Origin of the sequence: Streptomyces lichenis (assembly GCF_023218175.1) — a bacterium.
In the GTDB taxonomy this organism is placed as follows: Bacteria; Actinomycetota; Actinomycetes; order Streptomycetales; family Streptomycetaceae; genus Streptomyces; species Streptomyces lichenis.
The window spans coordinates 111957-126508 of record NZ_JALPTH010000016.1 but is presented as its reverse complement, the minus strand read 5'-3'; the positions used below and the strand labels follow the sequence as shown (position 1 = coordinate 126508).

The 14552-nt window shown below is 75.4% G+C and carries 11 protein-coding genes; 6 read left to right on the top strand and 5 right to left on the bottom strand.

Translation table 11 applies throughout. From position 1 onward, the window contains the following. Window positions 1-35 precede the first annotated feature (35 nt). The 5 genes from M1O15_RS17740 to M1O15_RS17720 are packed head-to-tail and all read right to left on the bottom strand — an operon-like array spanning window position 36 to window position 4590. A complete protein-coding gene (locus M1O15_RS17740; protein WP_248634886.1) occupies window positions 36-1253 on the bottom strand; it encodes a cytochrome P450 in 1218 nt (405 codons plus the stop codon). Further along, entirely contained in the window at window positions 1250-1888 is a 639-nt protein-coding gene (locus M1O15_RS17735; protein WP_248634884.1) for a GTP-binding protein, read from the bottom strand. Before M1O15_RS17735 ends, M1O15_RS17740 begins: the two co-directional genes overlap by 4 nt. Window positions 1889-1913: 25 nt before the next feature. After that, window positions 1914-2306 (bottom strand): DUF742 domain-containing protein, encoded by a 393-nt coding sequence (locus M1O15_RS17730; protein ID WP_248634882.1) that lies wholly within the window; start codon window positions 2304-2306, stop codon window positions 1914-1916. Further along, window positions 2303-2737, bottom strand: coding sequence for a roadblock/LC7 domain-containing protein (locus M1O15_RS17725; RefSeq protein ID WP_248634879.1), 435 nt, complete (start codon window positions 2735-2737; stop codon window positions 2303-2305). The genes M1O15_RS17730 and M1O15_RS17725 overlap by 4 nt, the downstream gene beginning before the upstream one ends. After that, a complete protein-coding gene (locus M1O15_RS17720) occupies window positions 2734-4590 on the bottom strand; it encodes an ATP-binding protein (protein ID WP_248634877.1) in 1857 nt (618 codons plus the stop codon). Before M1O15_RS17720 ends, M1O15_RS17725 begins: the two co-directional genes overlap by 4 nt. A gap of 322 nt (window positions 4591-4912) precedes the next feature. Between M1O15_RS17720 and M1O15_RS31460 the strand changes: the two genes are divergently transcribed. The 6 genes from M1O15_RS31460 (at window position 4913) to M1O15_RS17690 (ending at window position 14478) form a co-directional block, all read left to right on the top strand. Continuing rightward, window positions 4913-5965 (top strand): WD40 repeat domain-containing protein, encoded by a 1053-nt coding sequence (locus M1O15_RS31460; protein ID WP_372499497.1) that lies wholly within the window; start codon window positions 4913-4915, stop codon window positions 5963-5965. A gap of 27 nt (window positions 5966-5992) precedes the next feature. Next, complete coding sequence (locus M1O15_RS17710) at window positions 5993-8842, top strand: FAD-binding and (Fe-S)-binding domain-containing protein (RefSeq protein ID WP_248634875.1); 2850 nt, start codon at window positions 5993-5995, stop codon at window positions 8840-8842. A gap of 419 nt (window positions 8843-9261) precedes the next feature. Then, a complete protein-coding gene (locus M1O15_RS17705) occupies window positions 9262-10251 on the top strand; it encodes an EamA family transporter (protein ID WP_248634874.1) in 990 nt (329 codons plus the stop codon). 134 nt (window positions 10252-10385) lie between these two features. Then, on the top strand, window positions 10386-11198 hold the full coding sequence (locus M1O15_RS17700) for a TIGR03084 family metal-binding protein (RefSeq protein WP_248634872.1): 813 nt from the start codon (window positions 10386-10388) through the stop codon (window positions 11196-11198). Continuing rightward, on the top strand, window positions 11195-12883 hold the full coding sequence (locus M1O15_RS17695; RefSeq protein WP_248634871.1) for an acyclic terpene utilization AtuA family protein: 1689 nt from the start codon (window positions 11195-11197) through the stop codon (window positions 12881-12883). The genes M1O15_RS17700 and M1O15_RS17695 overlap by 4 nt, the downstream gene beginning before the upstream one ends. Beyond that, entirely contained in the window at window positions 12880-14478 is a 1599-nt protein-coding gene (locus tag M1O15_RS17690; protein ID WP_248634869.1) for an acyl-CoA carboxylase subunit beta, read from the top strand. Before M1O15_RS17695 ends, M1O15_RS17690 begins: the two co-directional genes overlap by 4 nt. Window positions 14479-14552: the final 74 nt, after the last annotated feature.

Sequence of the window (14552 nt, the reverse complement as noted above, 5' to 3'; positions counted from 1 at the left end):
CGCGCCGGTCTCCGGCTCGGTCAGCGGTTCGGCGCTCACGGGTGGCCTCCCAGGGCGGGGGTCGGGGTGAAGTGGACGGGCAGCTCGGTCATCCCGCGCAGCCAGGGCGACGGGCGCCGGGTCAACTCGTCCGCGTAGACCGTCAGTTCCAGGTCGGGCAGCCGGTCGAGCAGCACCTCGATGCCGGTCCGGGCGATGACCTCGGCGATCTCCTGGGCCGGGAACGGGCAGCGGTGGTCGCCGTGGCCGAAGGAGAAGTGGGCGCCGTTGCCACCGGTCATGGCGGAGCTGTCGATGTGCACCTGCGGGTCGGCGTTGGCCGCGGCCAGGCCGAGCAGCAGCAGGTCGCCGGCCTTGATGTGCCGGCCGCCCAGGTGGGTGTCCCGGGAGGCCCAGCGCCCGGCCACGTTCTGGGTGGGCGTGTCGGCCCACAGCACCTCGTTCATCGCCTCGGCGACCGAGTGCCGGCCGCCGGAGAGCGAGGCGGCGAACCGCTCGTCGGTGAGCATCAGCCGCAGCGAGTTGCCGATCCAGTCGGCGGTGGGCTGGTGGCCCGCGGCGAGCATCACCATCATGTCCTGGGCGATCTCCTCGACGGTGAAGCCCGAGGTGTCGGCCAGCATCCGCGACGCCACGTCCTCGGCCGGCTCCTGCTGCCGGGCGGCCAGCAGCTCCATCACCGCCGCGGCCATGTGCTGCTGGCCCGCGAGCGCGCCCTCCTGGCCGTTGATCATGTCGTTGAGCGCGGTGACCAGGGCCGGACCCTGCTCGTCCGGCACCCCGTAGATCCTCACCAGCACGCGGACCGGGAGGAGGGAGGCGTACTGGCCGATCAGCTCGGCCTCGCCGACCCCGCAGAACGCGTCGATCAGCCCGTCCGCGTAGCTCTCCGCGTACCGCCGCAGGGTGAACGGGTCGACCGACTCCAGCGCCCCGGCGACCATCCGGGCCCGCAGCCGGTGGCGTTCGCCGACCGTGTAGAGGATGGACGGCTGCTTGCGGCCGATCATCGGCAGCAGCGGCCAGTCGGCCGGGATGCGGTCCCACTGGTTCCACAGCTCGGAGTCCCGGCTGAACAGCACCGGGTCGCTGGTGACCTGGTGCAGCTCCCGGTAGTCCAGCACCAGCCAGGCCGGGACGTCCCCGTCCAGGACGACCGGGGCCACGGGGCCGTGGTCGCGGCGCATCTCCCGGTACAGCCGGGTGGGGTCGGTCTGGAACCGGGGCCCGGACAGGGGCACGGGCGCGGTCATACGGGGGTCTCCTGCAATGCCTGCGGGGTGGCCCGGGCCACCTGGGTGCGAAGGTGCTCGATCAGGGTGATCAGCACGTACTTGCTGGACGAGCGGTCGCGGGCGTCGCACTCCACCAGCGGTACGTGCTCGCCGAGGTCGAGCGCCTCGCGGATCTCGGCCTCGGTGTGCGCGGGGCCGCCGAAGTCGTTGCAGGCCACGATGAACGGGGTGCCGTGGTGCTCCAGCCGGTCGATCGCGTACCAGGAGTCGGCGATCCGCCGGGTGTCCACCAGCACCACGGCGCCGAGGGTGCCGGAGAACAACCGGTCCCAGAGGAACCAGAAACGTTCCTGCCCGGGCGCCCCGAAGAGGTAGAGCACATTGTGCGCGTCCAGGGTGATCCGGCCGAAGTCGAAGGCGACCGTGGTGGCCGTCTTGGTGCCGACCGCACTGGTGTCGTCCACCTCCTCGCCCGCCCGGGTCATGGTCTCCTCGGTGTTGAGCGGGCGGATCTCGCTCACCGAGCGGACCAGGGTGGTCTTGCCCACGCCGAAGCCGCCGACGACCACGATCTTCAGCCCGTTGTCGGCGGTGGTGGCGAGCTGGGGGCGGGGCCCGGCGACGGAGGGGCCGTGGCCCGGGTCCGGGGTCACATCCGGGGCCGGGCCCGGCGTCGCGTCAGAGGTTGCGGAGTCCAACGAGCACCTGCTCCAGGATGTCGGGGTCGGGAAGGCGGTAGCCGCCGGGGCCGCCGGCCTGCGTACGGGGATGGCGGGCGCTGATCCGGCCGGTGTCGAGCAGGTCGGACAGCAGGATGCGGGTGATGCCCACCGGCAGCCCCAGCTCGGCGGCCACCTCCACCACCGCCGTGGGCCGCCGGCACAGCCGCAGGATCGCCGCGTGCTCGGACTGCATGCCCGGCGCCGGCTCGGACTCCGTGACGACCAGGGTGACCAGGTCGAACGGGGTGTCCGGGCCGGAGCGGGTACGGCCCCCGGTCACCGTGTAGAGCCGGTCCGGTGACTCGTCGCGGTGGCTGAGGGGCCCCGGGCCCGTGCGGCGGGGGCTCACGGCTGCCGGGGCTCGGCGTGCAGGTGCTCGCCGAGCTGCTCGACGAGCTCGCTCATGTTGTGCCCGACCAGGCCCACGTCGGAGTCCTCGGCGGCCACCACCGCGAGATGGGCGCCCTCGCCCGCCTCGACGATCAGCAGGATGCCGCCGTAGAACTCGGCCATCGCGGAACGCACCCCGCCGCTGCCGTCGCCGAACTCCATCGACGCGCCGTGCGACAGGCTCTGGATGCCGGCCGAGATGGCGGCGAGCTGGTCGGCCTGGTCGATCGAGAGCTCGGGGGTGCGGCACAGCTTGAGCCCGTCCCGGGAGAGCACCAGCGCGTGGCGGGCTCCCGGGGTGCGGCTCAGCAGGTTCTCCAGCAGCCAGTCGAGCTTCTCGTCGGTGGTGCCGGTGAGGGCGGGCGTGGTGCCGTGGGGGCCGGTGGTCATCGGGCGTTGCCTTCCGTGGTGTTGCTGCGTACCGCTTCGCGGAAGCTGCTGAAACGGGCTGCGGCCGGGCCGGCCGGCCGTGCCGCGCCCCGGGCCGGGGCGGCCGGGGCGTGGGAGGGTTCGGCGGAGTCGGGGTTCCCGCCGGGGTGGGCGGCCGCCAGGGTCTCCCCGCGCCGCCGCTTGGGGAGGGTGGCGGGAGGGGGCGCGGTGGCGGGCTCGGTCTCCGTCGCGGTCCCGGTGGTGTTCTCGGGGGCGGTGCGGGCCTCGGTCGCGGTCTCGGCCGCCGAGTGCTCGTGGGCGGCCGGGGCCTCCGTGGTGGCCGGGGTCTCGTCCGGGGCGGCGGGGGCCGGTGCCGAACGGCCCGTACGGGTCGGGAGCCCGGCGGTGGTGGTACGGGAGGAGGCGGCCGTACGGACCGGGGCGGGCGCGCCCGCCGCCGGGCCCGGTGCCGTTGCCGACGCCGTACGCTCGGCCGTCGCCACCGCCGTACGCGTCCGGGCCGCGCCGGCTCCCCGCGCCGGGGCCGAGGCGCGGCTGACCAGCTCGTGCGGGACGCGCACCACCACGCCGGTGCCGCCGCGCGCCGAGGGGCGGAAGGAGACGGCCAGCCCGTGCTTGCGGGCCAGCCGGCCGACGACGGCGAGGCCCAGGCGGGTGCCGGACAGCCCGGTCAGCCCGTCGTGGTCGGCGGTGACCGCCTGCTCGGCGCGGCGCAGCTGGACGTCGCTCATCACCAGGCCGCTGTCCTCGATGGTGACGACCAGTCCGGCCGGCACATCCTCCACGTAGACATGCACCTCGGCGGTGGGCGGCGAGAAGGTGGCCGCGTTGTCGAGCAGTTCGGCGAGCGCGTGCATCACGCCCTCGGCGGCGTGCCCGGCGATCGCGGCGTCACTGGTGTTGTGCAGCCGGACCCGCTGGTAGCCGCTGATCCGGCCCATGGCGCCGCGCAGGATCGACTCCATCACGATCGGCTTCGCCCAGCGGCGGCCCGAACGCGCGCCCGTCAGCACCGCCACCGAGTCGGCGAGGCGGCCGGCCTGGGCGGTGCGGTGGTCCAGGTGGAGCAGGTCGGTGAGCACGTCCTCGTCGCTGTGCCGGTGCTCCATCTCGCGCAGGTCGGCCAGCATGCTGGTGGACAGCGCCTGCATCCGGCCGGCCGCGTTGGCGCAGGCGGCGAGGGCGGCGGCCCGGCTGCTCTCGCTGCGCGCGGCCTGGGTACGGGCCCGGGCGGCGTCGGCGAGGGCGCGTTCGGCGTCCACCCGGGCGAGGGCGGTGACCCGGTCGGCCTCGGTGCGCTCCTCGGCCGCCTCCGCGCGGACGGCGGTGACCGTGCGGTCCGCCTCGGCGCGTACCTCGGCCACGGTCCGATCCGCCTCGGCGCGTACCTCGGCGACGGTCCGCTCGGCCTCGGCGCGGGCGGCGGACACCAGCTGGTCCGCCTCGATCCGGACGGCGGTGACGGTGCGGTCCGCCTCCAGCCGGGCCGCCTCGGCGGTCTGCTCGGCCCCGGTGTGGGCCACGGCCACCGCGCGCTCGGCGTAGTCACGGGCGTCGGTCACCGCCCGGTCGGCCTCGGCGCGCGTCCGCTGGGCGTCGGCCCGGGCGTCGGCGGCGACCCTGGCCGCCTCGGCGGAGCGTCGGTCGGCCTCCGCGGAACGGGCGGTGTCCCGCGCGCGCATCCGCTTCAGCGCGTCCAGCGCGGAGGCGGCGGTGGTGACGGCGGCGGTCAGCAGGACGGCGGCCGCGATCGACCCCCAGGCGAGCGGTGCCCGTACGGAGTCGGGAGCGACGGCCACCGCCCCCACGCACAGGAGGCCGGTGACGGCCGCCGATATCAGCAGGACCGGCACTACCGGCCGGATGGAGGGGCGCAAATCGTCAGTCCTCAGCGGGTGTCGGGCGTCGGGCGGGCGGTGGTCGGGTGGAGGGGGCGAGTTCTGGTAGCCGTCGATTCCTGATCCTGAGAATTCTTGGTCACTATAGGAGAATTGACGATCACTTTGGAAAGCCAGTGTGCGCATTCTTACGGACTGAGAACACGACCTGCACAGCACGCCCTGAGACCGCTCTCACCCCCTGCGCGCGAAGGCCGCCCTCGGCCGGGTGCTCGGGAGCCGCCCCGGCCCGCCTGCTCCCGCCGCTCCGGCTCCTCCTAGGCTGATCACCGTGTCCATGACGCCTCCGCCCCGACAGCCGTACCGGACACCGGGCTTGGCGCCCGGCCTCCCGGTCGACCACTGGCCCACCGCCTCCGCCCGCACCGGCGAGGAGCCCGGCGCCCCCTCCCTCGTACGGGCCCTGGCGGTCGCGGCCGACGGTGCCCCGCTCGCCGTCGCCGCCACCGAGCGGGGCACCGTACGGGTGTGGCACACCGGCACCGGTGAACCCCTCGGCCGCCCCTTCGCCGACGACGGCGGCACCGGATCGGTGGCCCTGGCCCGGGTGGCCGGCCGGCCCGTGGTGGCGACCGCCAGCGGTGAGGAGGGCACCGTCCGCCTCTGGGACGTGCTCGACGGGCGGCCCCTGGGCGGTCCGCTGACCGACACCGGCCCCTCCGCCCCGGCCCTGGCCGCCGCCCAGGGTGCCGACGGCCGCCCCCTGCTGGTGGCCGGCTGCCTGGACGGGACCACCCGGGTGTGGGACCTGGCCGACACCGCCGCCGGGGGTGCCGTCCTCGCAGCCGGCGGCCCGCCGATCGCCGTCGCCACCGCCCTCGCGCCCGACGGCCGCCCCTTCGCCGTCACCACCACCCCCGACGACCAGGCGGAGGACTCCGGCACGGTGGAGCTGTGGGACCTCTCCGCCCCGCGCCGAGGGGGCGCACCCCCGCGCCGGATGGGCGAGCCTTTGGGCCGGGGCGCGGAGGTCCACACCGCCGCGCTCGCCTTCCTGGACGGCGACCCCGTCGTGGTCACGGCCGGCTGGGACAAGGCGGTACGCCTCTGGGACCCGGCCACCGCCCGCCCCCTGGGCGCCCCGCTCACCGCGACCGACGGGGCCAGGGCCCTGGCCGTCACCCACCTCGGCGGCCGTCCCGTCGCGGTCACCGCGTCCACGGCCGCCCCCGGAGCCGTACGCCTCTGGGACCTGGCTACCCACCGCCCCCTGGCCCCCGCCCCCGTCCTCCCCGACCCGCGCCCCATCCGGGCCTTCGCCGTCTCCCCGTCCGGCGGACTGCTCGCCGCCACCGGCCCCTACGCCATCCCCCTGACCACCACCCTCTGACCGGCCATGCCGGGGCATCCTGGACCCATGCCCGAACCCAAGGCCGATCGACGGCGCGCCCCCGGCCCCCGACCGGAGGCGAGCGCACTCGCCCGGGCCCTGCGCACCGCCCTGCGCGGCGAGGTCGACTTCGGGGCGGCGGCCCGGGCGCTGACCACCATGGACGCCTCCAACTACCGCCGGGTCCCGGTCGGCGTGGTCGCTCCCTACGACGCCGACGACGTATCAGCGGCCCTGGCGGTATGCCGCGAGCACGGGGTGCCGGTCGTCCCACGCGGCGCGGGCACCTCCATCGCCGGGCAGGCCACCGGCACCGGCGTCGTGCTGGACTTCACCCGCCATATGCGCCGCGTCCTCGCCGTCGACCCCGAGGCCGGCACCGCCGTCGTCCAGCCCGGCGCCGTCCTGGACCGGCTACGCGCGGCGGCCCGTCCGCACGGCCTGACCTTCGGCCCCGACCCGTCCACCCACAGCCGCTGCACCCTCGGCGGGATGATCGGCAACAACGCCTGCGGGGCGCACTCGGTCGCGTACGGCACCACCGCCGACAACGTCACCCGCCTCTCCGTCGTCCGCTACAGCGGCGAACGCGCGGTCCTCGGCCGAGGCTGGACCGGCGGGCCACCCGCCCTCCCCGCCCTCATCGCCTCCCACCTGGCCCTCCTCCGCACCGGCTACCCGCCCGGCCTCCCGCGCCGCATCTCCGGCTACGCGCTCGACGCCCTGCTCCCCGAGAACGGCACCGACCTGGCCCGCGCCTTCTGCGGCAGCGAGGGCACCCTGGCCGTCCTCACCGAGGCCGAGGTCCGCCTCGTCCCCGAGCCGGCCGCCCGCGCCCTGGCCGTCCTCGGCTACGCGGACGAGACCGCCGCCGCCGACGCGGCCGCCGGCCTCCTCCCGTACCGCCCCCTCACCCTGGAGGGCATGGGCGCCGACCTGGTGCGCGACCCGGCCGCCCGCGCCGCGCTCCCGCCCGCCGGGGCCTGGCTGTTCGCCGAGACGGGCGGTGCCACCGAGGCCGAGGCCCGCGTGGCCGCCGAGACCCTCACCCGCGCCGCCGACGCGCTCCGCGCCACCGTGGTCACCGACCCGGCCGCCCGGCGCGCCCTGTGGGCGGTACGGGAGGACGCGGCCGGCACCGCCACCCGTACGCCCGACGGGGCGGAGGCCTGGCCCGGCTGGGAGGACTGCGCGGTGCCGCCCGCCCGACTCGGCGCGTATCTGCGCGACTTCCGCGCCCTGCTGGCCTCCCATGGGCTGCGCGGCACCCCGTACGGGCACTTCGGCGACGGCTGCGTCCACGTCCGCATCGACTTCGACCTGGTCACCCCGTCCGGCATCGCCCGCTTCCGCACCTTCTCCGAATCCCTGGCCGACCTGGTCGTCTCCCACGGCGGCTCGCTCTCCGGCGAACACGGCGACGGCCTCGCCCGCGCCGAACTGCTGCCCCGGATGTACGGCCCCGAGCTCACCGCCCTCTTCGCCCGCGTCAAGCAGGCCTGGGACCCCGACGGCGGCCTCAACCCCGGCGTCCTCACCACCCCCGCCCCCCTCGACGCCGACCTCCGCTTCACCGTCCTGCCGAGCGAGAAGGTGCCGACCGCCTTCTCCTACCCCGCCGACAACGGCGACTTCGCCACCGCCGTCCGCCGCTGCGTAGGCGTCGCCAAGTGCCGCGTGGAAGGCCCCAGCACCGGCTCCAGCGTCATGTGCCCCTCCTTCCGCGCCACCGGCGAGGAACGCCACTCCACCCGCGGCCGGGCCCGCCTCCTCCACGAGATGCTGGCCGGCGAACTGATCCCCGACGGCTGGCGCTCCCCCGAGGTCCACGACGCCCTGGACCTCTGCCTCTCCTGCAAGGGCTGCCGCAGCGACTGCCCGGTCGGCGTCGACATGGCCACCTACAAGGCCGAGTTCCTGCACCACCACTACGCCGGCCGCCGCCGCCCCCGCACCCACCACACCCTCGGCCGCCTCCCCGAATGGCTCCGCCTCGCCGCGCCCCTCGCCCGCCCCCTCAACACCGCCGCGTCCATCGCCCCCTTGGCGTCCATCGCCAAACGCCTGGCCGGCCTCACCCCCGAACGCGACCTCCCCCGCCTGGCCCCCCGCACCTTCCGCCACTGGTACGCGAGCCGGCCCAGGCCATCGCAGGGCCTCCCCGTCCTCCTCTATCCCGACACCTTCACCAACCACCTCACCCCGTCCGTCGGCCAAGCCGCCGTCACCGTCCTCCAGTCCGCCGGCCTCCGCCCCCTCCTCCTCTCCGCCCCCGTCTGCTGCGGCCTCACCTACGTCTCCACCGGCCAACTCGACCGCGCCCGCCGCGTGATGCGCCGCACCCTCGACACCATCGAGGCGTCGTCACACCCCCTGGTGGTCCTGGAACCCAGCTGCGCCGCCACCCTCCGCACCGACCTCCCCGAACTCCTCCCCGACGACCCCCGGGCCGCCGAACTCGCCTCCCGCGTCCGCACCTTCGCCCAGACCCTGGAGGAGTACGCCCCCGACTGGCAGCCCCCACGCCTGGACCGCCCCGTCACCGGCCAGACCCACTGCCACCAGCACGCCGTCCTCGGCGACGCCGCCGAAGCCCGCCTCCGCGCCCGCGCCGGCCTCACCGGCACCCTCACCGGCGGCTGCTGCGGCCTGGCCGGCAACTTCGGCTTCGAGCCCGGCCACTACGAGGTCTCCGTCGCCTGCGCCGAGGACCAGCTCCTCCCCGCCCTCCGCGCCGCCACCCCCGGCACCCCCGTCCTCGCCGACGGCTACTCCTGCCGCACGCAGCTGGAGCACCTCACCGGCGCCCGCGCCCGCCACCTGGCGGAAGTGCTGGCGGAGGGGCTGGAACCGGTGCGGCCTCCACGCCCCGCCTGATCCACCTCGGCCCCCGCCTGGACAGGGCGTACCTCCGCCTGGTCGCATCGCCGACGCGGGACTTCTGGACCGGGGTGGTCGTCCGGCTGACGGTGGACGAGGACGGCCCGCCGCGCGGGGCCGGTTCCACGCGCTGAGGGTCCCCCGACGGCTCGGCCGCCACCGCAGCGACAGAAGAGCGGGATGCTGCTGTCAGGGCCGCCTCTGCGCGACGGGCCGCCCGGCACCGGCCCGTCGCGACGGCCCCGGCCGACGGCCTTTACCGTGGAGACGAGGGGCACGGCATCCCGGATGGCGGACCGCGGGGAAAGCCGCTGGAGTCCCAGGATGGCGGTGCAGTATGTTGCGCTGACTGGTCCACTTCAATGGACCTTGATCCCTTACTGCCCCCACCCGCACAGAAAGCCCGAGGCTCCCCGGTGAACGACGCCGCCCGAAGCGAAGCCGCCGCAGGCCTGTCCGCGGACGCGTCCGCCGTGTCGCTGCCGGAGAGCGTCGCCGCGCGCCCGGGGCGAGGCGGGGAGCGGACGGGAGCGGGGCGGCGGCTCGGGCCGGTGGCGCTGGTGGTCGCGGGTGGGTTCTCGGTGCAGTTCGGCGCGGCGATCGCGGTGATGCTGATGCCGCGCGCCGGGGCGCTGGGCGTGGTGACGCTGCGGCTGCTGCTGGCGGCCGGGGTGCTGCTGGTGGTCTGCCGCCCCCGGCTGCGCGGGTACGGGCGCGCCGACTGGGGGACGGTGGTCGCCTTCGGTGTCGCCCTGGCCGGGATGAACATCCTCTTCTACCAGGCGGTGGACCGCATCCCGCTCGGCCCGGCCGTCACCCTGGAGGTGCTGGGCCCGCTGGTGCTGTCCGTGGTGGCGTCCCGGCGGCTGGTGAACCTGGTCTGGGCCGCCCTGGCGCTGGGCGGGGTCGCGCTGCTCAGTGGCGGCGGGTTCGGCCGGCTGGATCCGGCCGGGGCCGCGTTCGCCCTCGGCGCGGGCGTGATGTGGGCCGCGTACATCGTGTTCAGCGCCCGCACCGGGCGGCGGTTCCCGCAGGCCGACGGGCTGGCGCTGGCCATGGCCGTGGGCGCGGTGATCAGTCTGCCGTTCGGGGTGTGGGAGGCGGGGGGCAGGTTGCTGGTGCCGTCCACCATCGCCCTGGGGCTGGCGGTCGCGCTGATGTCGTCGGTGCTGCCGTACACGCTGGAGCTGCTGGCCCTGCGGCGGCTGCCCGCGCCCACCTTCGCGGTGCTGATGAGCCTGGAACCGGCCATCGCCGCGATCGCGGGACTCCTGGTGCTGGGGCAGGGGCTCCACCTCCTGGAGGCGTTCGCGATCGCGCTGGTCATCGCGGCCAGCATCGGTGCGGTGCGCTCCCAGGCGCGGTTGGCGGCCGGGCCCACCGAGCCCGCGCGTGGCCAGAAGTAAAGCAAGCACGCTTGATTGTTTATCCGGGCGCTGCCATGCTCCGGGACACGCACCGCCGTGCCGACGGCCGGGCTCCCACGCCCTGACCGCCGGGCGGCCGTGGTGTGTCCGTGCCGTCCCGGAGGGAGCGCACCGTGTCCGACGCCGCACCGGTCCTCGATGACCTGCGTGAGGAGAGCGAGGAGCTGGACCGCCTGGTGGCGGGAATCCCTTCCGGCGGCCGGCCGGACGTCTGGGCCGCGCCCACCCCCGCTCCCGGCTGGACCGTCGCCCACCAGATCGCCCATCTGGCCTGGACCGACAGCGCCGCGCTGCTCGCCGCCACCGACCCGGACGCCTTCGCCGGTCATGTCGCCAGGGCGGCGGAGGCACCGGAGTCCTTTGTGGACGAGGGGGCGGAGGCGGGGGCCGCGCGGGAGCCGGGGGAGTTGCTGGCCCGCTGGCGGGAGGGGCGCGAGCGGTTGCAGGAGGCCCTGCGGGCCGCCCCGGCCGGGGCCCGCTTCCCCTGGTACGGCCCGCCGATGTCGGTCACCTCGCTGGCGACCGCGCGGCTGATGGAGACCTGGGCGCACGGGCAGGACGTGGCGGATGCGCTGGGCGTCGTACGGAAGCCCACGGCGCGGCTGCGGCATGTCGCCTGGATCGGCGTACGGGCCCGGGACTACGCGTACGCGGTACGGGGCCTGCGCCCGCCGGCCGCCCCGTTCCGGGTGGAGCTGACCGCCCCCGACGGCGCCCTCTGGGCGTACGGGCCCGAGGACGCGCCCCAGAAGGTCACCGGCCCCGCACTCGACTTCTGCCTGCTCGCCACCCAGCGGGCCCACCGCGCCGACCTGGCCCTGCGCGCGGAGGGCGCCGACGCCGACCACTGGCTGGACATCGCCCAGGCCTTCGCCGGACCGCCGGGGCGAGGGCGGCCCGCCACCAGGGCCGAGGCACCCGCATGAGGGCCCCGCTGCGGATCGGCAACGCCTCCGGCTTCTACGGCGACCGGTTCGACGCCGTCCGGGAGATGCTGACCGGCGGCGGGCTGGACGTCCTCACCGGGGACTACCTCGCCGAGCTGACCCTGCTCATCCTCGGCCGGGACAGCCTCAAGGACCCCTCCCTCGGGTACGCCAAGACCTTTCTGCGGCAGATGGAGGAGGGCTTGGGCCTGGCCCACGACCAGGGGGTCAGGATCGTCGCCAACGCGGGCGGGCTGAACCCGGCCGGCCTCGCCGCCGCCCTGCGCGCGCTCGCGGAACGGCTGGGCCTTCCGGGGATCCGTATCGCCCATGTGGAGGGCGACCGCCTCCCGCCGCCCGAGGGGGCGCTGACCGCCAACGCCTACCTCGGCGGCGCCGGGGTCACCGCCTGCCTGCGGGCCGGGGCCGATGTGGTGGTCACCGGGCGGATCACCGACGCGGCGCTGGTCAGCGGCCCGGCCGCCTGGTGGTTCGACTGGGGCCCCAAGGAGTACGACCGGCTCGCGGGCGCGGTCGCCGCCGGGCACGTACTGGAGTGCGGCACCCAGGCCACCGGCGGCAACTACGCCTTCTTCGCCGAGGGGGCCGGGAACGGACACGACCTCCGGCACCCGGGCTTCCCCCTCGCCGAGATCGACGCGGACGGGTGCTCGGTGATCACCAAGCACCCCGGCACCGGCGGGCTGGTGGACATCGGCACGGTCACCGCCCAGTTGCTGTACGAGACGGCGGGCGCCCGCTACCCCGGGCCGGATGTGACCCTGCGGCTGGACTCCGTACGGCTGGCGCAGGACGGCCCGGACCGGGTGCGGATCTCCGGGGTACGGGGCGAGGCCCCGCCGCCCCGGCTCAAGACCGGCACCACCCGCCTCGGCGGCTGGCGCAACGAGGTCGTCTTCGTCCTCACGGGGCTGGACATCGAGGCCAAGGCGGAGTTGGTGAAGGAGCAGATGTCCCAGGCGCTCGGCGGGACGGCCGACGTGCGCTGGGAGCTGGCCCGCACCGACCGCCCCGACGCGGCCACCGAGGAGACCGCCAGCGCCCTGCTCCGGCTCGTCGTCCGCGACCAGGACCCGGAGCGGGTGGGACGGGCGGTCAGCGGGGCGGCGGTGGAGCTGGCCCTTGCCAGCTACCCGGGCTTCCATCTGACCGCGCCGCCGGGGAAGGGCGCCCCCTACGGGGTGTTCGAGGCGGGGTACGTGGAGCGGGGCGCGGTCGCGCACACGGCGGTGCTGCCGGACGGGGAGCGGGTCATCGTGCCGGACCCGCCGGATGCGAGGGAGCCCGAGCCCGTCCCCGTACCGGAGTCGCCGCCGCCGCTGCCTCCCGGGCCGGTGCGGCGGGCGCCGCTCGGGGTGGTGGCCGGGGCCCGCAGCGGGGACAAGGGCGGGGACGCCAATGTGGGGGTGTGGGCCCGGGACGAGGCCGGCTGGCGGTGGCTGGCCCACGCCCTCACCGTCGACCGCTTCCGCGAACTGCTGCCGGAGACGGCCGACCTGCCCGTGCGGCGGCATCTGCTGCCGAACCTGCGGGCGCTGAACTTCACCGTGGCCGGGCTGCTCGGTGAGGGCGTCGCCGCCCAGGCCCGGTTCGACCCGCAGGCCAAGGCGCTCGGCGAATGGCTGCGCGCCCGCCACCTCGACATACCGGAGGCCCTGCTGTGACCGTGATCGGCTCCCGACTCGACCCGGCCGCCGAGGAGTTCACCGCCAACCGGGACACCATGCTGGAGAAGCTGGCCGCCCTGGACGCCGAGCACGCCAAGGCGCTCGCGGGCGGCGGCGAGAAGTACACCGCCCGGCACCGCTCGCGCGGCAAGCTGCTCGCCCGGGAGCGGATCGAGCTGCTGCTCGACCCGGACGCGCCCTTCCTGGAGCTGTCCCCGCTCGCCGCCTGGGGCAGCGACTACCCGGTGGGCGGCTCGATGGTCACCGGGATCGGGGTGGTCGAGGGCGTGGAGTGCCTGATCACCGCCAACGACCCGACGGTACGCGGTGGTTCGTCCAACCCCTGGACGCTGAAGAAGGCGCTGCGGGCCAACGAGATCGCCCGCGCCAACCGGCTGCCGTGCATCGCGCTGGTGGAGTCCGGGGGCGCCGATCTGCCCTCCCAGAAGGAGATCTTCATCCCCGGTGGCGCGCTCTTCCGGGACATCACCCGGCTGTCGGCGGCCGGGATACCGACCATCGCGGTGGTCTTCGGCAACTCGACGGCGGGCGGCGCGTACGTCCCCGGGATGTCCGACCACACGGTGATGATCGACGGGCGCTCCAAGGTGTTCCTGGGTGGACCGCCGCTGGTGAAGATGGCCACCGGGGAGGAGAGCGACGACGAGTCGCTGGGCGGGGCGCGGATGCACGCCCGGACCAGCGGGCTGGCCGACCACTACGCGGTGGACGAGCATGACGCCATCCGGCAGGCACGGCGGATCGTGGCCCGGCTCGGCCACCGCAAGGCGTACGCCGATCCTCCGCCTGCCGAGCCGCCGACGTACGACCCGGAGGAGCTGCTCGGCATCGTCCCGGGCGATCTGCGCACCCCCTTCGACCCGCGCGAGGTGATCGCCCGGATCGTGGACGGCTCGGACTTCGACGAGTTCAAGCCGCTGTACGGGACCAGCCTGGTGACCGGGTGGGCCGCGCTGCACGGCTATCCGGTCGGGGTGCTCGCCAACGCCCAGGGGGTGCTGTTCAGCCAGGAGTCGCAGAAGGCCGCCCAGTTCATCCAGCTCGCCAACCAGCGGGACATCCCGCTGCTGTTCCTGCACAACACCACCGGCTACATGGTGGGCCGGGAGTACGAGCAGGGCGGCATCGTCAAACACGGCTCGATGATGATCAACGCGGTGGCCAACTCCACGGTCCCGCATCTGTCGGTGCTGGTCGGCGCCTCCTACGGGGCCGGGCACTACGGCATGTGCGGTCGCGCCTACGACCCGCGCTTCCTGTTCGCCTGGCCGAGCGCCAAGTCGGCCGTGATGGGTCCCCAGCAGCTCGCCGGGGTGCTGTCGATCGTGGCCCGCGCCTCGGCCGCCGCCAAGGGGCAGCCCTATGACGACGAGGGCGACGCGGCGCTGCGCGCCATGGTGGAGCAGCAGGTGGAGGCGGAGTCGCTGCCGATGTTCCTGTCCGGGCGGCTGTACGACGACGGGGTCATCGACCCGCGCGACACCCGCACCGTCCTCGGCCTGTGCCTGTCGGCCGTGCACACCGCCCCGTACCAGGGCGTGCGCGGCGGCTTCGGCGTCTTCCGGATGTGAGGGGCCCGATGAATCCCATGAATCCCATGAATCCCACGGATCCCACGGATCCCACGGATCCCACGGATCCCACG

Bases quoted from the DNA above. Each gene is read 5' to 3' on its own strand.
- M1O15_RS17725 (WP_248634879.1), bottom strand. From the start codon at position 2,737: ATGACCACCGGCCCCCACGGCACCACGCCCGCCCTCACCGGCACCACC.
- M1O15_RS17695 (WP_248634871.1), top strand. From the start codon at position 11,195: ATGAGGGCCCCGCTGCGGATCGGCAACGCCTCCGGCTTCTACGGCGAC.
- M1O15_RS31460 (WP_372499497.1), top strand. From the start codon at position 4,913: ATGACGCCTCCGCCCCGACAGCCGTACCGGACACCGGGCTTGGCGCCC.
- M1O15_RS17710 (WP_248634875.1), top strand. From the start codon at position 5,993: ATGCCCGAACCCAAGGCCGATCGACGGCGCGCCCCCGGCCCCCGACCG.
- M1O15_RS17740 (WP_248634886.1), bottom strand. From the start codon at position 1,253: ATGACCGCGCCCGTGCCCCTGTCCGGGCCCCGGTTCCAGACCGACCCC.